Origin of the sequence: Deinococcus ficus, from assembly GCF_003444775.1 — a bacterium.
Taxonomy (GTDB): Bacteria; Deinococcota; Deinococci; order Deinococcales; family Deinococcaceae; genus Deinococcus; species Deinococcus ficus.
The window spans coordinates 307,005-327,942 of the sequence record NZ_CP021082.1; the positions used below are offsets into that span (position 1 = coordinate 307,005).

Below are 20,938 nucleotides of genomic sequence, written 5' to 3' on the forward strand. Positions count from 1 at the left end.
CCCTGGTCTCTGACATCTCCGGAGACTGTCTGCGTCTCATGTTATTGCGGCGTGCAATTACCCTTTGTGGCCGAACCGACGGAAGGGCCCCGTTGCCTGACCGAACAGTGACCGGGCGGTGACCGTCAAGGGCATGTGGTGGGGCACTCTGGAAAGCCCCGGGGGTTCGTCCACCGCCGCCATGGATTTTCAATCCGTCTCCAGGCAGCCGGACCGACGTCATGCGCGGCCGTGACAGCTGCCCGGCGCCGGCTCCTCGACGACTGCTGAGCCCATGCCCCGACCTGAGGACACACGGGCGTCGACGCGGCTGCCTGGGACTTCCCGCCCTCTCCCCTGCCGTTCCTGAAGGGAGCCCCGGGCAATCTCAGCCATGGCTTTCGTCAGCGTCGGGCAGAATGGCCCATGGACGCCAGCCGCCCTCCGTCTTCCGGTCCCACCCGCTCGCGGCTGGCCGTGCTCGACCATCAGGGACACGTCATCGCCGCGAACGAGGCCTGGCTGCTGGCCGCGGACGACCCGAGTCCGGCCCTGGCGGGCTGCCGGCCGGGCGGCGACTTCGTGCAGTGGTGTGAGGCCCATCTGGACCACGCGGCCGGGCAGGCCGCCTCGGGGCTTCGTCAGGTGCTGGCCGGGGACATGGACACCTTTGTTCAGACACTGGGTGACCCAGGGCACCGCACGGAGCTCAGCGCGACGCGGCTGCCGCACCAGCCCCACGTTCTCGTGACGCTCGAGGACGTCGCCGACCGGGAGGCGCAGGCGACGGCGCAGATCATCGACAACATCCAGGAGGCGTTCTTCGCACTGGACCGGGACTGGCGCGTCACGTACCTGAATGCCCGAGCCGAAGCCCTCCTGGACCGGCCCGCCACCGAACTGCTGGGCCGGAGCCTCTGGGAGACCTTCCCGCACGCCCTCCTCGGGCGGTACCTGGAGCGTTAACTGCTGGTCCTTGCGGCGGGTTACAGGTCCCGGGCAATCTCCCAGACGGTGCCCATCGGGTCCTGGAAGCTCGCGGTCCGGATGCCCCAGGGCCGGTCCATCGGTCCGTTCAGCAGCGTGACGCCCCGGGCGCTCAGTTCCGCGCACCAGGCGTCCACGTCGTCGACCTGCAGCGTGTACACCGCCCGGACCCCGGCGCCGGGGTCGGCGGCCCGGGCTGGCGTGATGAGTTCGTCGGCCTGTCCGATCGCGAGGATGTTGATGAGGGTCCCGCCGAACCGGAAGACCGCGGAGGTTTCGCCCTCGAAATGCACCGGCAGGCCGAAAACGCGCTGGTAGAAGGCGCGGGCGGCAGGGAGGTCCTCGGCGAAGAGGGTGATGGCGAAGATGTGGTCGGTCCAGGTCGGGTCCGTGGTCATGACGCTCCTTGAATCAGCCAGTCCAGGGCGTCCCCGCCCAGGTCGAGAATCGAGATGTGTCCGTCGTCCGGGCTGGTGTGGAGTTCGGCCCGGGGCAGGGCCGCCGCCAGCCAGGCGGCGTGGCGGACCGGCACGATCCGGTCGGCTTCCCCGTGAAGCAGCAGCACGGGGGCCTGGATCTGGCCGGGGGCAAAGCCCCAGGGGCGGACGTACGCCAGGTCGTCGTCGATCATGCCGCCCGGGCCGTGTTCGAGGGCAGGTCCGACGACCGAATGCAGCCACTGCCAGGAGGTCCCGAGCGCCTGGTGGTCCCGTGGGGTGAACATCTCCGGATCGTACCCGCCGCCTGCGAGCACCCCGGCCAGGGCCGCCTCGCCCCGGGTGGCGGCCTCGAGTTCCGCGCGCCCGCCGGGGTACATGCCCTCGAAGTACGCCAGCCCGGGCGCGCCGTGGGGCGCCAGACCGGCGACGCTGACCGCCGCCACGACCTGGCCGGGCAGCAGGGCGGCGCAGGCCAGCGCGTGCGGTCCCCCGCCGGAGTGACCCATCACCGCGAAGCGGTCGAGCTGCAGGTGCCCAGCGATCCAGGCGACGTCCCGCGCGACCTGGGCGACGTTCCGGCCTGGCAGTCGACTGGACCCGCCGTACCCCGGGCGGTCATAACCGAGCCAGCGGACCGGCCAGCCCAGCAGCGGTTCAGGGGGCGCGCCGACGTTGGGGGTGCCGTGGTGCCAGAAGACGGTCAGGGCCGAGGGGTCCGGCGAGCCCGAGTCGTACACCTGCAGGGTTCGCCCGCCTGGCGCCGACAGCGTTCGCGTGATGACCATGTGCTGCTGATCTTGCCGGGCGGGCCCTGGGAATGCAACGCCAGCAGGCAGGGTGACGCACCGGGGCGCTGTGCAGGCAGCCTGCGCCCCGCTCTGTTGCCACGCCGACTTTTGACGGATTCCGCTGTGCGTGCCGGCCCCTAGGCTCCGGGCATGCGTCCACTGGAATGGCTCGTCCTGCTCGCCTTCTTGCCGTTTGTCCTCCAGCTGTTCGTTCCCCAGCGCCCGCGGGGAGGCGTGGCCGCCTGGCTTCCCGGGGCCCTGCCGGCCCTGTGCAGCCTGCTGCAGCTGGCGCTGGAGGGGGGGCGCACGCAGATGATTCCGCTGTACCTGCTGGCGGTGAGCGCCCTGTTCCTGCAGGGCCAGTTCCTCAAGCGGCGGCCGGGCCGCGGGCTGCCCACGGTCTTCGGCGTGCTGGTCGCTGGTGCCGCCCTGCTTCCGGCGTGGGCGCTGCCGGTCTTCCAGCTGGGCCGGCCCACGGGAGCGTATCTCGTCGGCGTGACCGAGCGGGAAGTGGCGGTCCGGCCCGGTCGTCGGCTGATGACCACGGTCTGGTACCCGGCGTCGGCGCGCTCAGCCCCCGCGCCCCTGACGCGCGAACCCACTCAGATCGCCACCGGACTGGGTCAGGCGTTCGGCGTTCCGGCAGCCGCGCCCTTCCTGCAGCACCTGCGGTACGTCAAGGTGACCGCCTCCGCGGACGCGCCCCCTGCGGCGCGGACCTTCCCCGTCCTGGTGTTCTCCCCGGGACTGACGGGCCTGCGCCTGCAGAGCAGCGAGACCTTCCAGGACCTTGCCAGCCACGGGTTCGTGGTCGTGGCGCTGGACCACACGGACGCGGCCGCCGTGACGGTCTTCCCGGACGGCGAGGTCCGCCCGTTCAACCTGGCCCGCTTCGGAATCCGGCCGGACCAGACCGAGCGGTCCACGGAGCTGCTGCTGCCCCACTGGATGAACGATCAACGGGCGGCGTATGACGCGCTGGCCTCCTGGAACGCGTCGGACGCGCTGCTCGGGGGGCACCTTGACCTGGGCCGGGTGGCGTCGTTCGGTCACTCCTTCGGGGGCGTGACGGCGGTGGAGGTGTGCCGGGTCGAGCCGCGGTGCCGGGCGGCCGCGAACCTGGACGGCGGGTGGGCCCGGGGCATGCCGCCTCACGGCAGTCCGAAGCCGCTGCTGCTGATCAGCGCTCAGGCCAGCGCGGCCCTGCCGCAGGCCATGCAGCACTGGCGGCAGCTGATGGCGCTCAGTTCGGATCACCCGGTGTGGCTGGAACTGCCGAACAGCAATCACCTGTCGTTCACCCTCACGCCTCGCCTCTCCCCGCTGCTCTCCCCGCGCGGCTACCGATTGGAAGCGGGCCAGCGGTCGGTCGACGGGGCGCTGCGGTCATTTTTCCGCGCATCCTTCGCCGGGCATCCCGAGACGTTCCTGACCGGCGTGAAAGGGCGGCAGGACCTGCGGCTGCGCCATCCCACCCCCTGAAGTGGCCGTGGGGGGAAGCAGGCGATCCTCACCGCGACGAAGTCGGGTGGAGCAGGGCCCGGAGCTGCCCGATGCTGCGCTGGTACAGCACGGGGTCGTTCAGGACCTTGGCCACCGTGTAGGCGCCCTGCACGACGAGGAACACCCGGTCAGGGTCACCGCCGGTCAGGGCCTGGGTCCGCTGGGCGACCGCCTGACGGTAGTGCTCGACGATCTCCGCGGCGCGGTCCGCGGCCGGGTCACCCAGGGCGCGCAGTTCGGTGGCCAGGGCGCCGAAGGGACAGCCGAGCTGGCTGGCTTCCGCGGGGTCCTCGAGCAGCCAGTCGAGGTACGCGGCCAGCCAGGCGCGGTCGTCCAGAGGGGAGAGCCGGTCGAGCAGGGCCTGGAGGTCGTGGGCGCATTCGTCAAGCACGGCCAGGATGAGTTCCTCGCGCGTTTTGACGTAGTAGTAGAGGTTGCCCAGGGGCATCTCGGCGGCCCGGGCGACGTCCTTGAGGGTGGTGCCGCTGATGGCGTTTCGCCGGTACTCGCGCAGGGCGGCGCGGATGATCTCCTCGCGTTTTCCTTGCGTGGGCCGGGCAGTCACTCTCCCAACATGCCATGAAGCCCGGTTCAGGAACAGGGTCCGGGCTTCCCCCAGAATAAGTCAGAACACTGACTGAATGGCCGGGACTACACGACCGGACCAGGGGAGACACCATGAAACGCACCATGACACTGGCCCTCGGCTTCGCCCTTCTGACCGGAGCCGCCCAGGCCGGCAGCGCACCCGCCGCGCGGCAGGAAGGGCTGCTCGACATCAACGGGGCGCAGATCCACTACGTCTCCCAGGGCGCCGGCACCCCCCTGCTGCTGCTGCACGGCTACCCCCTGAGCGGGGAACTGTTCGCCCGCAACCGCGACGCGCTCGCCGGCGCCGGCTACCGCGTGATCACCATCGACCACCGCGGGTACGGCCGGAGCACCGCACCGGCCAACAACCCCGGGAGCCTGGAAACCTACGCCAGCGACGCACTCGGCGTTCTGGACAAGCTCGGCGTTCCCAAGGCGGTCATCGGCGGCATGAGCATGGGCGGCCCGATCACCTTCGAGATGTACCGCCGCGCCCCGGAGCGGTTCCTGGGCATGATCCTGATCGCCACCCTCGCCAACCCGGCCGGGATCGTCGAGCAGCACATCTGGAAGGGCATGGCGCAGAAGGCCAGCACCTTCGGCCCGCAGTCCCTCGCGCCTGAACTGCTCAAGGACATGCTCACGGGCGACACCCGCACCCACCGGATGAACGACGCGAAGATCCTCACCGCCATCGTCAGCCAGGCGTCCGTGGCCGGAGACGTGGCCGGCGCGTCCACCCTGGCCACCCGGCCCGACTCGGTACCCATGCTCAGGACGATCCGGGTGCCGACCTTGATCGTCGGGGGCGTCGAGGACACCGTCTACCCGCCGGAGTTCAGCCTGAAGATGCACCAGAACATCCCCGGCAGTCAGCTCGTGATGATCCCGGGCGCGGCGCACGCCGTGAACTTCGAGCGTGCAGAGGCATTCAACGCCGCGGTCATCGCCTGGGGACGCCGGCACGGCCTGCGCTGACCCTCCCACGTTCTTCCCGGCCCATGTCCTCCGCCTGTTCCTGGCGGGGCAGTGGGCCGGCACTGCTCCGCGGGGTGACGGGCGCGGCCGGGGCGAGCGGCAGGGTGAGGGCGACACTCTGCGTCGGCAGCACGTCCTGCCACGCGCGGATCAGGTCCCGGTACGCGGTGCCGACCGGACGCACGCGCCGCTCCAGGTCGAACAGCCCGACCGGGTAGGGGCGCAGGTGGCGTTCGCGCAGGCCGGTGTCCCAGTCCACCTGGTCGGTCAGCGAATACCAGGTGAAGCCCATGACCGGCACCCCATCGTTCCGGATTCTGATGACGTTGGCCCAGACCTTGATGAGCCAGTCCACGGCCTCCCGCCCGAGCGGCCCTTCGGGGGCGTTCGTTTCACTGTGCATCACCGGCAGGCGGTAACGGTCGAAGTACTCGCGGGTGATCATGGCGTACCCGAACACGTCCCCGGAGGGTTCGAGATGTCCGTCCGGGTACACGCAGTGCTCGTTGGTGACGTAGTAGTCGTTGCCCATCACGCAGTGCGGCTTGAGCCGGTGGCCCAGGAAGAACGCGTACTCCTCACGGGTCAGGCCGTTGTCGAGCAGGTACTCCAGCATCCGCGCGCTCACGTCCCGCCCGTAGTTCAAGTCCAGAGACAGGAAGCGCGTCTCGTTCAGGAAGGCTGCCACGTCCAGCACCCCCGGCACGCGGGCGTGGTACTGCTCGGTGGACTCGCTCTGGATGAACAGGGCGTCGGGACGCCCCTCCAGGATGGCGTGCATGGCCAGGACGTTGGCGCGCACCAGGTGCTTGAGCGCCGTGACGAACCCGCGGTCGGTGGTGAGGGCCTCGTTCCACCAGCCGTACTTTCCGCTGAACAGCGCGCAGACGTACATCTCGTTGACCGGGGTGTAGAGCTGCACCCACGGGTACCGGCGGGCGAACGCCCCCGCGTACGCCGCGAACTGCTCCGGGAAGTCCGGGTTCTGAAAATCTCCCAGCCAGTCCGGAGCGCCGAAATGGCACAGGTCGGCGATGACCAGCAGCGGACGGCGGCGCAGCGCCCCGAAGGTGGCGTCCGCGAACGTCCAGTCGTACTGACCGGGCCCGGTGAAGGTGCGGTGCAGCGGCGCGCCGTACCTCAGGGTATTGACCCCGAGGTCCACGGCGAGGTCGAAGTCGAGCTCGTAGTGGTTGTCGTGCCCGCAGTCGCGCATCTGGTCGACCCGCACCCGGCCGCCCTGCAGGGTGGGATTGCTGTTCTCGATCCCGGTCGCAAACATGAAATGGGCCATGCCCGGCACCTCCCCGGCGTCACGCGGGTCCGCTCCAATGACCGGAACGTGCCGCGCACGCGGACCGGCCCCCCCAGCCTAGCCCCTCGTCCGGGCGCCTTCACCCGGTCCCGCGCGGAGTGCCTGAACGCGGCGCACGGCGTTCGGCCGGTGAGCGCACCAGCAGCACCACGACCAGGCCGGCCAGGGCGCCCAGCACCGTCTCCACGGCCCGAGCCCACAGCAGCGTGGAGGCGGCGTCCGGGTGGCCGAGGTGCGCCATCAGCAGCGCCAGCGGCGTCACGAACAGCAGCGCGACGCTGTAGTTGCGCACCACGTACAGCTCCGCGAGAAACTGCAGGGCGATCACCCACACCACCAGCAGCCACGGCTGCCAGGGCACGGCCAGCAGCGCGGCACTGATGAGCAGGCCGCCCAGCGTGCCGGTCACGCGCTGCACGGCCCTTTTCACGCGGCCCTGGTGGTCCTGCGCGGAGATCGGGGCAACCGCCGCGACCATGGCCCAGGCGGTGTGCCCCACCCCCGGGGCCATGCCCACCACGCCGCCGAGCAGGGCGGCGATGAGGTGCCGCAGGCCGTGCCACCGGACGTCTGGCCCGGGCACGGGCCCTGGGGGTGACGCCAGTTCCGCCGGACGAACCCGCGCTGAGTAGCGTGCGCCCAGGTGACCCAGCATCAGGCAGAACGCGGCGGTGACGGCGGCCGTCCCCATCGCCTCAGCTGGCGATGGCGGGGCGGGCAGCGTCCCGGCGGTGGTCAGGGCGAACACGAAGAACAACGCGCCGGCCGGACGCAGCCCCCACACGGCCGCCAGCAGGGCGCCCGCTCCGGCGGTCACGGCCCCCGTCAGGGTGACCGCCCACAGGGACGCGCCGGCCCGCGACAGCATCAGCCCCAGCGCCAGGCAGGTCAGGAGCAGCAGCGCACTCTGGGCCTGATGACGCAGCCGCGCTCCGGGCGGCTCATGCCGGGCGTAGATGCCGGTGAAGGCCGCGAAGGTGGCGAAGACCGCCAGGTCCAGTCGGCCCAGCCATAGCAGCGTGAGCAGCGGCGCGGCGACACCCGCGGCGATGCGCGCGGCCGGCAGGTGATCGCGCGCCGGCGGTCCCAGACGCCACCAGTTCCTTACGCTCTGCCTCCGGCTCACCCGTCCCTCCCCAGCCGCAACAGGCTAGCGTGCCGGGCGGCCTGGCCCGGCCCCTATGATGCGGGCATGCGGCCCCCCTTCCTCCTCCCGGCCACGCTGGCCATTCTGGCGCTGGTGCCGGCCTGCACGACGGGACGGGACGCGCGCCCGGCGGCCGCCACGGAGGAGGCGGTGACGGCCGCCGCCCGTGAGGCCATGCTCGCGGCGGCCCGCGCCATCGGCGGCACCGACCTGAAGGCCGACGCCCGCTGGGCGAGCTGCCTGGGCGGCGTGGGGTACGAGTATGTCGGCGGGGGAACCATGCAGGCCCGTGAGGGCGACGTCGCCCGCCAGCTTGAAGCGGTCCGGACGGCGCTGGTGAGGGCCGGGTTCACCGACGTGACCCAGGTCGAGGGCAAGGTCAGCGTGGAGCGTGACGATGTCCTGCTCACCCTCACGTACCACCGCGCGTACCGGGGCTGGCCGGTCTCGTTCCACTCGAAGTGCCGCAGTTACCCCCGGGCGGACAGGGCCCGGGTGCAGTCCGCGGAGCGCAGGGACATCGGGGGCCTCACCCGCTGACCGGGCCGGAAACACCTCCTTTACCGGCTGAGATCATCCTCCGCAGGCAGGCCCCCCCTGCGGGCCCTGCCTGCCATCCGGCCGGGTCTTGCAATTTTTCTTGCAATCACTTAAATTTCTTGCACGACAAATTGCAAAGAGGTGAGGACCATAACCCCCGCGGTAGAGCTTCCCCAGACCCCGACCCTGCTTGACCTGCTGCGCGGCGCGGCCGCCACGCTCACGACCACCGAACGGCGCCTCGCCGACCACCTGCACCTGCACTGGCAGGACCTGCCCCTGACCAGCGCCGCCGAGCTCGCCCAGGAAGTGGGCGTCAACCCGTCCAGCGTCACCCGCTTCGCACAGACCCTGGGCTACCGCGGGTATCCCGACCTGCAACGCGCCGTGCGGGCCGAACTGCGCGCCCGGCACGCCCCCCGGCCCCTGCCTGCCGAATCCCACGCCGCCGCCCACTGGCAACGCGAGATTGACGCATTCCAGGCGGTCATGCGCCAGCCCGAATCGGCGCTCGACGACCTGGCCCGCCACCTCGCACAGGCCAGGCGGGTGTACGTGACCGGCGCGCGCGGCTCGGCGGCCGCCGCGTCATACGCCGCCCACCTGTGGCACGCCGTGCGTCCCGACGTGCACCTGCTGACCGGGCCGGTCCTCGCGCACCCGGAAGCCTGGCTGGACGCCGGCCCGGCGGACCTGCTGGTCGCCTTCACCGTGCGCCGCTACGCCCAGAGCACCACGGCCCTCGCCGGCCGGTTCCTTGGCCGGGGCGTGCCGCTGGCCCTCGTGACCGACAGCCCGGTCGCCCCGCACGCCCGGCAGGCCGCCCGGCTGCTCGTCCTGCCCACCCCCGGGCAGGACGGCGCCGGCGGCGCGGACGGGCGGTTCGTGCCGCTCGCCCTGCCGGCCAGTGCGAGTGCCCTGCTCGCCTCGAAGCTCGTCAGCCTGCTCGGCGCCGACCGCCTGAACGCCGCCGAGCAGGAACTCGGAGATCTCGATGTCCTCACCTGCTGATGCCCTCACCCGGCCCGCGCTGCCCCGCGGCGCCGGCCTGACCCTCGACAGCGCCGAACTGCGCGTCCTCGACATGCCCATCCGCTTCGCGTTCGAGACGAGTTTCGGCGTGATGCGCCGCCGCTACGTGCCGCTGCTGACCCTGCGGGCCGGCGGGCTCGAAGGGCACGCCGAGGGCGTCATGGACCACCTGCCGCTCTACCGCGAGGAGACCGTGCCCGGCGCCGTGGCCTTCCTCGAAGGCCAGTTGCTGCCCCGCGTGCTCGGGCGGTCCCTGGCGAACCCGGAAGCGCTCGCGCAGCTGCTCGCCCCCTACCGCGGCAACCGCATGGCGCGGGCCATGGTGGAAATGGCCTTCTGGGACCTGTGGGCCAAGCACCTGGACCTGCCCCTGTGGCAGCTGCTCGGCGGCGTGCGCCCGGCGGTGCCCGTCGGCGTGAGCCTCGGCATTCAGCGCAGCGCCGAGGCGACCGCCGAGCTCGCCACCGCGCACGCCGAGCAGGGCTACCAGCGCATCAAGCTGAAGATCAAACCCGGCTGGGACGAGGTGCCCGTCGCGGCAGTGCGCGCGGCCCTGCCGGACCTACAGCTGACCGTGGACGCCAACAGCGCCTACACGCTGGCTGACACGGCCGCCCTGCAGGCGCTGGACGCCTACCGCCTGCGCTACATCGAACAGCCCCTGGCCTTCGACGACCTCGTGGACCACGCCGCGCTGCAACCGCTGCTGCGCACGCCGCTGTGCCTGGACGAGAGCATCACCAGCGTCCACGACGCCCGCAAGGCCCTGACGCTCGGGGCGGCGCGCGTCATCAACCTCAAGGTCGCCCGGGTCGGCGGTCACCTCGAGGCGCGGCACATCCACGACCTCACGCTCGCGTTCGGCGTGCCGATGTGGTGCGGCGGCATGGTCGAAACGGGCGTGGGCCGCGCGCACAACATCCACCTCTCCACCCTGCCGAACTTCTGCCTGCCGGGCGACACCAGCAGCGCCAGCCGCTACTGGGACCACGACATCATCCACGAACCCCTCGAAGTGCAGGGCGGCCTGATGCCGGTCCCCGAAGGCCCCGGGATCGGCGTGACCCTCAACCCCGCCGTGCTCGACCGCGTCACCCGCCACCGCCTCACCGTGCAGGCCGGCGCCGTCCCGCATGTGGATGACCGCCCCGATCAGCCGCCCCCCGACGAAGTGTACTGAGCCGCCCGCCACGCCCCAGATCGTTCCACCGGAGGAATCTCATGAACCGAGCCCTGTTCCTGCTGTCTGCCGCCCTGGTCCTCACCTCGCTCGGCGCGAACGCCGAGGCCCGCACCCTGGCGCAGATCAAGGCGTCCGGCACGCTGAAGATCGCGACCGAGGGGGCCTTTCCGCCCTTCAACTACTACGAGGGCAAGCAGCTGCGCGGCTTCGAGGTGGACCTCGGCAACGCCGTGGCCAAAAGCCTGAACCTGAAAGTCGAGTGGACCGCGCAGCCCTTCGACGGCCTGCTGATCGGCCTGAACCAGAACCGGTACGACGTCGTGCTCGCCTCGCACGCCATCACCCCGGAACGGCAGAAGGCGGTGGCGTTCCTCAATCCGCACTACTGCTCCGCGGTGAACATCGTCGCGAAAAAAGGCGGGCCGCTCACCCGCACGGCCCTGGTTGGGAAGGTGGTCGGCACGCAGATCGGCACCGCGCAGATTCCCGTGCTTCAGGCGATTCCCGGCATCAAGAGCGTGCGCACCTACCCGAACGACCAGACCATCCTCACGGCGCTGCAGGCCGGGCGCCTGGACGCCTGGACGAGCAACGGCCCGGTCGTGGCGTACATGCTCAAGCAGACCGGCCTGAGCGGCAAGATCGTGATCGGGGAGGCCATCTCCCAGGAACGCAACGCCGGCGCGGTCGCCAAGGGCAACACGGAACTGCGCGACGCCCTGAACGCCGCCATGAAGAAGCTGCAGGCCGACGGCACCTACGCCAAGCTCAGCCAGAAGTGGTTCGGGCAGGACATCCGGTGCCCGTGACCCCCCGCACCCCCGCGCTGACCCTGCGGGAACTGCACGGCCCCGCGGAACTCACGCAGGCTGAGGACCTGCAGTTCCTGGTGTGGGGCGGCTCGGAACGCGACGTGTTCCCCCGCGACGCCCTGCGGGCCCTGGAGCACATCGGCGGACTCGTCGCCGGCGCCCTGCACGGCACGCAGCTGGTGGGGCTGGTCGTGGGGCTTCCCACCGCGCAGCCGCACGTGCAGCACTCGCACCTGCTGGCCGTCCACCCCGACTGGCGCGGCAGCGGCCTGGCCCTGCAGCTCAAGGTGCACCAGCGCGACTGGTGCGCCGCGCGCGGCGTGACCCGCATCGAGTGGACCTACGATCCCCTGCGGGCCCTGAACGCCCACTTCAACATCCACCGGCTGGGCGCCGCAGCCCACACCTACCTGGACGACTTCTACGGCGAGATGGGCGGCATCAACGCCGGACTGCCGTCGGACCGCCTGGTGGCCGCCTGGACGCCCGCCGTCCTGCCCGCCCGGCACCCGGACCCGGCAAGCCTGCCCGCCGTGAATGATCCGTTCACCGGCAGCCTTCTCAAGTCCTTCCCTCTGGAGAGCGGGGTGGCGCTGCACGTGCCGCCTGACCTGACGGGTGTGCTCACGCACGCGCCGGCCCAGGCCCTGCACTGGCGTGAGCAGACCCGTGAAGCCTTTCACGCCCTGTTCAGCGCCGGGTACCAGGTCACGGACTTCCGCCGGGGCGAGCATCCCGCCTACGTCCTGACGCGCTGACCTGGCCCGTCCCGCCCGTCCCCATCTGAACCTCCTGCCCCCCCTCAATGGAACCCTTGCCCATGACCCCCACTGACCTTACCGTGCATATCGAGCGCGGGCTATCGGACCTGCGCGACCTCGTGACGCTGCCGAGCGTCTCCGCCCAGGGCCGCATGCTCCCCGAAACCGCCGCCGCCGTCCGCACCCTCCTCGAAGCCGAAGGCTTCACTGTCCACGAGGTCCCTGGGGACGTCGCCCCCGTCCTCATCGCCGAGGCCGGCGAAGGGCCCGCGACGCTCTTGATCTACAACCACTACGACGTCCAGCCCGAAGACCCCCTGGCCCTGTGGGACAGCCCGCCGTTCGAGCTGACCGAGCGCGACGGGCGGCTGTACGGCCGCGGGGCCAGTGACGACAAGGGCGAGTTCGCCTCGCGGCTGGCGGCGGTGCGGGCGGTCAAGGCCCGGCATGGGGGGCGGCTGCCGCTGAGGGTGCGGTGGTTGATCGAGGGGGAGGAGGAGGTGGGCAGCCCCAGCCTGGACCGCGTGGTCCGGGAACAGGCCGAGCACCTCCACGCCGACGGCTGCTGGTGGGAGTTCGGGGCGATCGACCCGGAGGGCCGCCCCGTGCTGTCCCTCGGCCTCAAGGGCGTCATGTGCCTGGAACTGCGGTGCCGGGTGGCGGCAAGCGACCTGCACAGCAGCCTGGGCGCGGTGGTGGATAACCCGCTGTACCGCCTCGCCCGCGCCGTGACCTCCCTGCGCGACGAGGCAGGACGCCTGACCATCCCCGGGGTACTCGATGACGTCCGGGCTTCCTCCGGCGCGGACCGGGCGGCGGTCGCGCAGATTCCCGGTGACGGGCAGGCCATGCGGGACACGTACGGCGTGACCCGGCCCCTGGCGGCCGGAGCCGGGTACCACGACCGGCTGGGCCTGATGCCGGTCGTGAACGTCAACGGCTGGGGCGGCGGATACCAGGGCGAGGGCAGCAAGACCGTGCTGCCCGCCGAGGGCTTCGTGAAACTGGACTTCCGGCTGGTGCCCGACCAGGATCCGGCGCACGTGTTGGAACTGCTGCGCGCCCACCTCGACGCCCAGGGCCTGGACGACATCGAAATCGTCGAGCTCGAAGCCCACCAGCGGCCTGCACGAACGGACGCCGCGCACCCTTTCGTGCAGGCCTGCGTCGCCGCGGCCCGCGAAGCCCACGGCACGGAACCGGTCGTGCAGCCCTCAAGTGGCGCGAGCGGCCCGATGTATCCCTTCCAGGCGGCCCTCGGCGTGCCGTGCGTGGCGGCCGGGATCGGGAACGCGGGCGGGCGCGTGCACGCCCCGAACGAGAACATCCTGCGTGGCCACTTCGCGCGGGGCGTGGCGTTCGGGGTGGCCCTGCTCGAGCGCCTCGCGGCTCCCCCGGCCTGAAGGCAGAAAAGAGGACCGCCCGGCGAGCGGCCTGCGGCGTGTGACACGCACGCGGAACGCACCGGGCGGCCTGCGCCCCAGGCGTCAGGGTTTCGTGGTCAGGGCGTTCACGTTCTGGACGGTCACGAGCTCAGGGGCCAGCACGTCGTTGAACTTCATGATCAGCAGACGGGACTTCTGCCGCTCACCTGACGGCGTGAAGGCGATGGCGCCGGTCACCGTCAGGCAGCGGCTGTTGTCCATGCTGAAGCAGGCAGGCAGGTTCAGCTTGCGCACCGCGTCACTGACCTGGGGGCGGGTGGGAACGGCGCCGCCTTTGGTCAGGGTGCTGCGCAGCGCCTCGAGCATGACGTTCGTGGCGTCGTACGCGTAGACGGCCAGGCCGTCGGGCTTGGTCTTGTACACGTCCTGGTACTTCTTCGCGAACAGCGCCGCGTTCGAGAACACGCTCACCGGGCCGAGCACGGTGGTGTACACCACGCCGGCCCCTTCGATGCCGGTGCGTTTCACGAATTCGCTGGAGTCCAGGCCGTCGCCGCCCATGAACGTCGCCCGGACGCCCGCGGCGCGCAGGGCCTTGACGAGGTCCGCGCCGACGTCGTACGTCCCGCCGAAGTACACGACGCTGGGATTGGCGGCGCGGATGCGGGCCACGGCACTGGCCAGCTGGGCGGCATTGGACACGCCCACGTACCCGGGAACCGCGATCTTCCGCTCCTTGAGGTTGTCCATCAGGATGCGGCTCAGGCCGTTGCCGTAGGCGGTGTTGTCCGACACCACGAACACCGACTTCGCCTTGAGCTGCTCGGCGATGTACGTCGCGGCGGCCACCCCCTGTGCGCCGTCCGGGGACACCACGCGGTTGAAGTGGGTCCAGCCGTGCGTGGAGAGCAGGTCGTTGGTGCTGCCGGGGGAAACCATGGCCAGTTTGGTGGCGGCAAACGTCTGCCCGAGGACGTTGGACACGCTGGAGTTGTACGCCCCGATGACGCCCAGGATGGACTTGTCGGCGGCGATGGTCTTGGCGACGGGACCGGCCGCCTGCGCGGACGCCTGGTCGTCGTAGGAGACCAGCACCAGGTCATGGCCCAGGGCTTTGAAGGCCTTCACCTGGTCCTGAATGGCGAGTTCGGCGCCGCGTTTGATTTCCGTGCCGAAGCCGGCGAGGTCGCCGGTCATGGGGCCCACCGCGGCGATGCGGAGGGTGGCGGCCTGGGCGGAGCACAGCAGAAGGACGGAGAGAGCGAGGGCGCCACGCGCCTCACGGAAATGAATTTTGGGCATTAAGGAAGTATGAGCATTTCTGCTGGAGTGATGCAAGGGGATGTGTAGGCCTAGGCAGCGGGCAGGCGCACCAGCCGCCGCGGTGACTGGTCACCCCCGGCACGCGGCATCTGAAGAAACATGAGAACACCTTCCGCAGGCCAGAGATGTCCAGGCCAGCCGGAAACCAGTGTCCTCCTGTACCCCTCGAAGGCGCCTCACGGCCCGGGGGCGCGGTAGGTGAGCTCCATCCGGATGCCGTACGCGGTCTCGCGGAAGGTGCCGGTGGTGGCCGTCGCGTAACCGTCCTGGCCTTCCGCGCGCACGTCCAGCGGCTGCCGGACGCCCCCCGGGGCATGTGTGCCCGTGATGCGGTAGCGGCCCACGGGCACGTCCGTCAGGGACTCGCAGCCGCGCTGAAACGCCTTGCCTGCGCTGCCGTCAATCAAGAGGCCGACCGGGGTGTACGTGAGGGTGCAGGTGGCGTCGTCCACCTCTCCCCCGCCGAAGTACACGTTGACCTTCTGTCCCAGCACGCCGCCGTCATACGGCCCCTGAATGCGCCAGGTGAAGTCGCGAACGGCGCCGTCCCTGGCCGCGAACGGCGCCGCACTGCCCGGGAAGACGGCGAACTGAAGGACCTGGTCTCCCCAGGGCCGACGAATGGTCGCGTAAGGCGCCCAGGTGCCCATCTCATGCGGCAGCGCGATCCGGTAGCGGCCCTGGCGGTCCGTGCGGGCCAGGACGTTCATGTTGTAGTACACGGTGTTGCGGGCGGAGACTTCCACGCCTTCCAGCGGCTGTCCCGCCGCGTTACGGACCACGCCGGTCATGATCCACGGGGTGGCCTTTTCCGGACCGCCCGCCGAGACGTTCTGCGGCAGGAACAGCGCCAGGGCGAGAAGGCTGAGCATACGGGTCTTCATGGGGATTCTCCTTTGCCGGCCCTCTGAAGGGGGAGCCGACGCCACCGTACGAAGGTGGACGTGGCCGGCCGATGGCACAGGGGAGGCACGGGGGACTGACCGGTTCCCGGCAGGCGGACAAGGGCAGCTGACGCGGCAGGACACGGGACAGGCGTGACGAGCGGGGCACCCTGATGTGGACGCCCCGCGATCTCTGAGCAGTCCGTGTTCAGGCCGGGGCCAGCGCCCTGCAGTGGCCCTGACGGGACTCGGCAGTCACCAGGGCAAGCCCGAGCAGGAACCACCCGATGGCGGTGTGCCAGCCGAATTCAGCGAGAGGCATGTCTTCGAGACGGGCGAACACCATGTAGCCGATGCCGACAGGGAGGGAGATCCCACAGACCAGCGGCGCGAGGCGGTGCGGCATGGGCAGCACCCGGGCGAACAGCACGGCCATGCTCACGACAAACGTCAGCAGCATGCTCAGCGGCCAGGCGAGGTCGGACATCACGTACAGCGGGTGCTGCATGTTGAAGTGCAGCATGTCCAGGACCTCCTGCAGGACTGCGAAGGCGATGGTCACGAGCGGAACGGTCACGATGATTCGTCCCAGCAGGCCGGGGCCCGTGGCCTGCAGGCGTTTGAGGCCCAGCACCGCGCACCACCAGCCGACCGCGAAGGCGAGGGTGAGCAGGTCGCCCGTCAGGTCGTTCTCGCCGTTCAGCGTGCGCTGCATCCCGTGGCGGTACCCGTCGATCAGCATGGTGGGGGCGAACAGCATGGTAAGCAGGCCAAGAGTGCGGACATTCATGGGGATCTCCTTTGGCGCCGTGAGGGCGGCGCGCCCGGGACGAGCGGCAGTCCAGGTGGACCGCAACGGGAAGGAAGGTGAGGGTCGTCAGACAGGGCCGAACCCTCGCGGAACGGGCCGGCGTTCAACTCGGCGCCGGGGGCTTGTGCCTGGGGGTCCTCCTCCGGGTCACGTCCTCGGTGGACGCAAGGTAGGCGGCCCAGCATGGCTGGCCAATGGCGCAGGGCGGCGCGCCGAGTGAACGCCAGTCCGGGGATCATCAGCGGGCATAATCGGAGTGGCAGTGTGCGGCCGGCTGGCGCCCCCGTCGGGGCGACCACCGCGCAGGTCCTGAACTGCCCTGGCAGGAGTGATGGCTGAACCCCAACCCTACCAACTCGTGATTCGTGGACCTCCCGGCCTGCATGGGCCTGGCGGGGCCACCTGGCGTCCGGAGCGCAAGACGCTGGCGCTGCTCACCTACCTGGCCCTCGAGGGGGAGGCCACCCGGCTGGCCCTGGTGCGGCTGCTGTGGCCGGACACGCCCGAGGGAGCGGCCCGCAACAACCTCGTGCACCTCCTGCGCCGCCTGCACCGCCTGACCGGCGCGGCCCTGGTCGACGGACAGGAGACGCTGGCCCTCTCGGCGCAGATCGACGTGGACACCCGCGTCCCCGAGGGGCCAGGCCAGCTGCCCCCGGGCCCGCTGCTGCAGGGCGTGGAGTTCGACGAACTGCCGGATTTCGCGGAGTGGCTGCTGGCCTGGCAGGAGCGCCTGGAAGCCAGGGAACTGCGCGCCCTGGCCCAGCAGGCCGCCGCCGCCGAACAGCGTGGGGACTGGCCGGCGGCGCTGAGTGCCGCGGCCTTGCTGCTGGAACGTGACCCCCTGTCCGAGGAGCACTGGCGCCGGGCGATCCGGCTGCATTACCTGGCGGGGGACCGCCCGGCGGCGCTGTCGACGTACCACCGCTGCCGCGACCTGCTGCGGCGCGAACTGGGCTGCGACCCGGAACCCGAGACCGTGGCGCTCGCCCGGCGCATCGACCAGGGCGAGCGGCTCCCGGGACCGCCGCCCCGCGGACCGCGGGAGCTGCCCCTCTCGATGCTGCGCCCCCCGGTCCTGATCGGCCGCGAGGCCGCCTGGGCCCAGCTGGAGGCGGCCTGGGCCGCGGGCCAGACCGTGTACATCACCGGGGCGCCCGGCGTGGGGAAGACCCGCCTGGCCCAGGATTTCGTGGCCAGCAAGGGCCGGGCGCTGTACCTGCCGGGCCACCCGGGGGCCGAACAGGTGCCCTACGCGGCGGCGGCCCACAATGCCCGGGCCCGGCTGGCCGCCGCTCCGGACGTCACGCTGCCCGAGTGGGTACGGCGGGAAATCTCCCGTGTCCTGCCGGAACTCCGGGCAGGCGAGGCGGCCCAGCCGATTCACTCGGAAGCGGACAGATTGAACTACTTCCTGGCCCACCTGGAAGTGGTGCGCCTGACCGGCCAGGGTGTCGCGGCGGTCATCTCCGACGACGTGCAGCATTACGACCCGGCCACGGTGGAGCTCGGCGCGTTTTTTCTCACGCAGAGCCTGCCGCTGGGCCAGCGGGGGGACGTGCCGCGCCACATCATCCTGTACCGGCAGGGTGCCCTGCCGCCCCTCACGCAGCAGCGCATCGACGCCCTGGTCCAGGCCGGCGCGGCGGTGCGCATCGACCTGGACGGCCTGGACGGTCACAGCGTCAGTGCCCTGCTGGATGAGCTGAAGGTGACCGGGCCGTCTCCGGCCCTCGCGCGGGACCTGCACGAGTGGACCGGAGGCAACCCGCAGCACCTGCTTGAAGCGGTGCGCCATATGCACCAGAGCGGCGAGTACAGCGTGGACGCGGCCCTGCGGGAACGGGCCCGGACCGTCACTCCCCTGGTCGCTGAACGCCTGGCCCGTCTGTCCCCCCGCGCCCTGCAGGGCGCCCGCGGGGCGGCCGTCCTGGGGGACGCCTTCACGCTGGAGCGCCTCTCGGACGTGCTGCGCCTGGGCCTGCTGGACCTCACGGCCGCGTGGGAGGAACTGGAGGCCGCCCAGGTCGTCACGGGCGAGCGCTTCAGTCACGACACCGTCCGCGAAGCGGTCCTGGCCAGCCTGCCCGCGCCGGTGCGGTCCCTCCTGCACCGCGCGAGTGCCCGCGTGCTGTCCGGAGCGCCCGTCCATCCGGCCCGGGTGGCCCGCCACTGGGCGGAGGCCGGGGAGGCGGCTCAGGCAGCGCCGTGGTTCATGCGGGCTGCCGAGGACGCGCTGCAGACCCTGCGCCCCGAGGAAGCGGGGGCGTACTGCGACGAGGCCGCCGCCGCGTACCGCGCGTCGGGCGATGCAGAGGGGGAACGCCGCGCTCTTGAGGCCCGCGCCGGTCTCGGGACGCCTCCCCGGTAGCCGGCGGTTCACGGGCGGCCCACCCGTTGATACTCTGAACCGTGTCCCCGTCCAATCCTTCCTGGCACCTGACGGTGCTCGGCCCTCCACAGCTGCTCGGTCCGGACGGGCAGCCCCGGCGGTGTGACGGCAAACTGCTGGCCTCACTGTCCTTCCTGGCCCTGGAGGGGCAGGCGACCCGCACGCAACTGGCGGGGCTGCTCTGGCCCGACACGCCGGAAGGGGGAGCCCGCAACAACCTCGTGCACCTGCTGCGCCGCGCGGAAGCCCAGTGGGGCGCCGCCCTCGTGCTGGCCGGGGACGTGCTTCGCCTCGCGCCGGTCGTCACCACCGACCTGCACAGCGAGGGTGAAGGCGAACTGCTGAGCGGCGTGGACTGGAGCGCGCAGCCTGAACTGCACGACTGGCTGCTGGTGCAGCGCGAGCGGCTGAATGCCAGCCGGACGGCACGCTGGCGGGCGCAGGCGCAGACCCTGATGGACGCGGGTCAGCTTGATGACGCCCTGCACGTCACGGAGCGGCTCTACCACCTGAACCCGGCGTCCGAGGACACGCTGCGCCGCCGCATGCGGCTGCACTACCTGCTGGGCCGCCCCGCTGAGGCGCTGGCCCTCTACCATGAAGGTGCCGGGCGGTTGCGCACCCAGTTCCGGACCGCGCCAATGCCGGAAACGCAGGCGCTGGCCAGGGACATCGAGCGCGGCACCACCCTTCCCGCCGCGCGCCCCGGCGGGGCTGTCAGGGCACCGCTCATGAACCCGGCCCTGGTGGGCCGGGACGGCGAATGGGCGCGCATGCACGCGGCCTGGGCCGCGGGCCGGGGCATCGTGCTCAGCGGCCCGCCGGGGGTCGGCAAAACCCGGCTCGCCCTGGAATTCCTGGACGCCCACGGGGGCGGGATGCGGTTCCAGGGGCGCCTGGGCGACGCCGGCCTGCCGTACGCCACCCACGCCCGCACCTACCGCCAGGTGCTGGAAGCCTATCCGGACCTGAATCTGGACGGCCGGCACGTTCAGGAACTGGCCCGGATCCTGCCTTACCTGGGAACGCCGCCCGCCCCGATCCGCGACGAGGACGGGAAGCTCCGCTTCTGGCAAGCCAAGGTCCAGACCCTGCAGGCGGCCATCGCCCAGGGCCTGCGCCATATGGTGTTTGACGACGTGCAGTACATGGACGACGCCAGCATCGAGGCCGGTGGATTCGTGTTCGCCCAGCTGGGCTGGGGCGACCCCGCCGCCCCGTACCGCACGATTCACATCTTCCGCCAGGGGGAACTCAGCCTCTTTCAGCAGGGCCTGCTGGACGCCATGACCGCCGCTGGCCTGGTGGACCTGATCGAGGTCGGGCCGCTGGATGAGGCCGCCACCACGCTGCTGGTCGAGCAACTTCAGCTGCCGCCCCGATCCGGCCTGGCATCCGATCTGGCCCGGTACACGGGGGGAAATCCCCTGTTGCTGCTGGAAGCCGCCCGCAGCCTGCGCGAGGCCGGCGATCTTCCGCCCGTGAGCGGCGCGCTGCCCCTGCCGGAGTCGGCCGCCCAGGTGACCGCTGGCCGACTGGCGCGGCTCTCGCCCGCCGCACTGCAGGTGGCGAGGGCCGCCGCCATCCTGGGCAGCGATTTCGACCTTGAACTGGTGGCCCAGGTGTTGGGGATGCCGCTCTTGGAAACCGCCGGCGCCTGGGAGGAACTTGAAGCGGCGCAGGTGATGCGCGGCTCGCAATTCGAGCATGACCTGGTGGCGGAGGTTCTCCTCAACAGCCTCAGCGGCGCCGTGCGGCGCCTCCTGCACCGCACGGCCGCCCGCACGCTGGCCAGCGGCTCGGCCGCGCCCGGCCGGGTGGCCCGGCACTGGGAGGCGGGCGGCGACGCCCGGGAAGCCGCCCCGTGGTTCGAGCGGGCGGCGCAGGACGCGCGTTCCAACTTCCGCACGGCCGAAGCGCTGGCGTATGGCGAGGCTGCGGCACTCGCCTACGAAGCCGCCGGCCAGCCTGAGCTGGCCGCAGGGGTGCACCAGTGGATTGCCGGGGCCAAGGAGGCGTCCGGCACGCCAGGCTGATGGGTCCCCGCACGTCCTGGAAAGTGGCCGGGCGAATGGCAGGACCGAGGG

At 71.3% G+C, this 20,938-nt stretch carries 19 protein-coding genes; 11 read left to right on the plus strand and 8 right to left on the minus strand.

The features are described from left to right. The first annotated feature begins 405 nt into the window (after positions 1-405). A complete protein-coding gene (locus DFI_RS15010; RefSeq protein ID WP_027463757.1) occupies positions 406-945 on the plus strand; it encodes a PAS domain-containing protein in 540 nt (179 codons plus the stop codon). A gap of 20 nt (positions 946-965) precedes the next feature. Here the strand turns inward: DFI_RS15010 and DFI_RS15015 are convergent, their stop codons facing one another. After that, positions 966-1,364: a VOC family protein gene (locus DFI_RS15015; RefSeq protein ID WP_022802681.1), complete on the minus strand. Its 399-nt coding sequence runs from the start codon at positions 1,362-1,364 to the stop codon at positions 966-968. Continuing rightward, the gene (locus tag DFI_RS15020) at positions 1,361-2,191 is read right to left on the minus strand and encodes an alpha/beta fold hydrolase (RefSeq protein WP_027463756.1); all 831 of its coding nucleotides are present in this window, start codon (positions 2,189-2,191) and stop codon (positions 1,361-1,363) included. The genes DFI_RS15015 and DFI_RS15020 overlap by 4 nt, the downstream gene beginning before the upstream one ends. Before the next feature lie 153 nt (positions 2,192-2,344). Here DFI_RS15020 and DFI_RS15025 point away from each other — a divergent pair, with 153 nt between their 5' ends. After that, positions 2,345-3,676, plus strand: a complete 1,332-nt coding sequence (locus DFI_RS15025; protein ID WP_027463755.1) for an alpha/beta hydrolase family protein — start codon at positions 2,345-2,347, stop codon at positions 3,674-3,676. A 28-nt stretch (positions 3,677-3,704) separates the two neighbouring features. Here the strand turns inward: DFI_RS15025 and DFI_RS15030 are convergent, their stop codons facing one another. Then, positions 3,705-4,262 (minus strand): TetR/AcrR family transcriptional regulator, encoded by a 558-nt coding sequence (locus tag DFI_RS15030; RefSeq protein WP_027463754.1) that lies wholly within the window; start codon positions 4,260-4,262, stop codon positions 3,705-3,707. A 113-nt stretch (positions 4,263-4,375) separates the two neighbouring features. Between DFI_RS15030 and DFI_RS15035 the strand changes: the two genes are divergently transcribed. Next, on the plus strand, positions 4,376-5,266 hold the full coding sequence (locus tag DFI_RS15035) for an alpha/beta fold hydrolase (protein ID WP_027463753.1): 891 nt from the start codon (positions 4,376-4,378) through the stop codon (positions 5,264-5,266). On the opposite strand, the gene DFI_RS15040 is transcribed toward DFI_RS15035, so the two are convergent. Together DFI_RS15040 and DFI_RS15045 are read right to left on the minus strand one after the other, a co-directional pair. After that, positions 5,232-6,560 carry a glycoside hydrolase family 1 protein gene (locus tag DFI_RS15040; protein WP_051308111.1) on the minus strand — a complete coding sequence of 443 codons (1,329 nt, stop codon included), beginning with the start codon at positions 6,558-6,560 and terminating at the stop codon, positions 5,232-5,234. The two genes, DFI_RS15035 and DFI_RS15040, sit on opposite strands and share 35 nt — an antisense overlap. A 100-nt stretch (positions 6,561-6,660) precedes the next feature. Further along, a complete protein-coding gene (locus tag DFI_RS15045) occupies positions 6,661-7,707 on the minus strand; it encodes an FUSC family protein (RefSeq protein WP_051308104.1) in 1,047 nt (348 codons plus the stop codon). Positions 7,708-7,773: 66 nt separating this feature from the next. Here DFI_RS15045 and DFI_RS15050 point away from each other — a divergent pair, with 66 nt between their 5' ends. From DFI_RS15050 to DFI_RS15075, 6 genes are all read left to right on the plus strand, one after another. Beyond that, complete coding sequence (locus DFI_RS15050; protein ID WP_022802675.1) at positions 7,774-8,268, plus strand: hypothetical protein; 495 nt, start codon at positions 7,774-7,776, stop codon at positions 8,266-8,268. A gap of 141 nt (positions 8,269-8,409) precedes the next feature. Further along, positions 8,410-9,279 (plus strand): MurR/RpiR family transcriptional regulator, encoded by an 870-nt coding sequence (locus tag DFI_RS15055; RefSeq protein WP_027463752.1) that lies wholly within the window; start codon positions 8,410-8,412, stop codon positions 9,277-9,279. Continuing rightward, positions 9,263-10,480 carry an o-succinylbenzoate synthase gene (gene menC / locus DFI_RS15060; RefSeq protein WP_022802673.1) on the plus strand — a complete coding sequence of 406 codons (1,218 nt, stop codon included), beginning with the start codon at positions 9,263-9,265 and terminating at the stop codon, positions 10,478-10,480. The genes DFI_RS15055 and menC overlap by 17 nt, the downstream gene beginning before the upstream one ends. 41 nt (positions 10,481-10,521) lie before the next feature. Further along, positions 10,522-11,292 carry an ABC transporter substrate-binding protein gene (locus DFI_RS15065; RefSeq protein WP_027463750.1) on the plus strand — a complete coding sequence of 257 codons (771 nt, stop codon included), beginning with the start codon at positions 10,522-10,524 and terminating at the stop codon, positions 11,290-11,292. Next, entirely contained in the window at positions 11,289-12,053 is a 765-nt protein-coding gene (locus DFI_RS15070) for a GNAT family N-acetyltransferase (protein ID WP_051308109.1), read from the plus strand. The genes DFI_RS15065 and DFI_RS15070 overlap by 4 nt, the downstream gene beginning before the upstream one ends. Before the next feature lie 62 nt (positions 12,054-12,115). Further along, complete coding sequence (locus tag DFI_RS15075) at positions 12,116-13,459, plus strand: M20/M25/M40 family metallo-hydrolase (RefSeq protein ID WP_027463748.1); 1,344 nt, start codon at positions 12,116-12,118, stop codon at positions 13,457-13,459. Positions 13,460-13,543: 84 nt separating this feature from the next. Here DFI_RS15075 and DFI_RS15080 read toward each other — a convergent pair whose 3' ends face one another. The 3 genes from DFI_RS15080 to DFI_RS15090 form a co-directional block, all read right to left on the minus strand. Next, the gene (locus DFI_RS15080; protein WP_043778979.1) at positions 13,544-14,743 is read right to left on the minus strand and encodes a branched-chain amino acid ABC transporter substrate-binding protein; all 1,200 of its coding nucleotides are present in this window, start codon (positions 14,741-14,743) and stop codon (positions 13,544-13,546) included. Positions 14,744-14,940: 197 nt separating this feature from the next. Then, positions 14,941-15,648, minus strand: coding sequence for a carboxypeptidase-like regulatory domain-containing protein (locus DFI_RS15085; RefSeq protein ID WP_155864579.1), 708 nt, complete (start codon positions 15,646-15,648; stop codon positions 14,941-14,943). Positions 15,649-15,856: 208 nt separating this feature from the next. Continuing rightward, positions 15,857-16,438, minus strand: coding sequence for a hypothetical protein (locus DFI_RS15090; protein ID WP_155864578.1), 582 nt, complete (start codon positions 16,436-16,438; stop codon positions 15,857-15,859). Positions 16,439-16,790: 352 nt separating this feature from the next. Here DFI_RS15090 and DFI_RS15095 point away from each other — a divergent pair, with 352 nt between their 5' ends. Together DFI_RS15095 and DFI_RS15100 are read left to right on the plus strand one after the other, a co-directional pair. Then, the gene (locus DFI_RS15095) at positions 16,791-18,830 is read left to right on the plus strand and encodes a BTAD domain-containing putative transcriptional regulator (protein WP_118375992.1); all 2,040 of its coding nucleotides are present in this window, start codon (positions 16,791-16,793) and stop codon (positions 18,828-18,830) included. Positions 18,831-18,871: 41 nt separating this feature from the next. Further along, the gene (locus DFI_RS15100) at positions 18,872-20,887 is read left to right on the plus strand and encodes an AAA family ATPase (RefSeq protein WP_051308099.1); all 2,016 of its coding nucleotides are present in this window, start codon (positions 18,872-18,874) and stop codon (positions 20,885-20,887) included. The last annotated feature ends 51 nt before the right edge of the window (positions 20,888-20,938 follow it).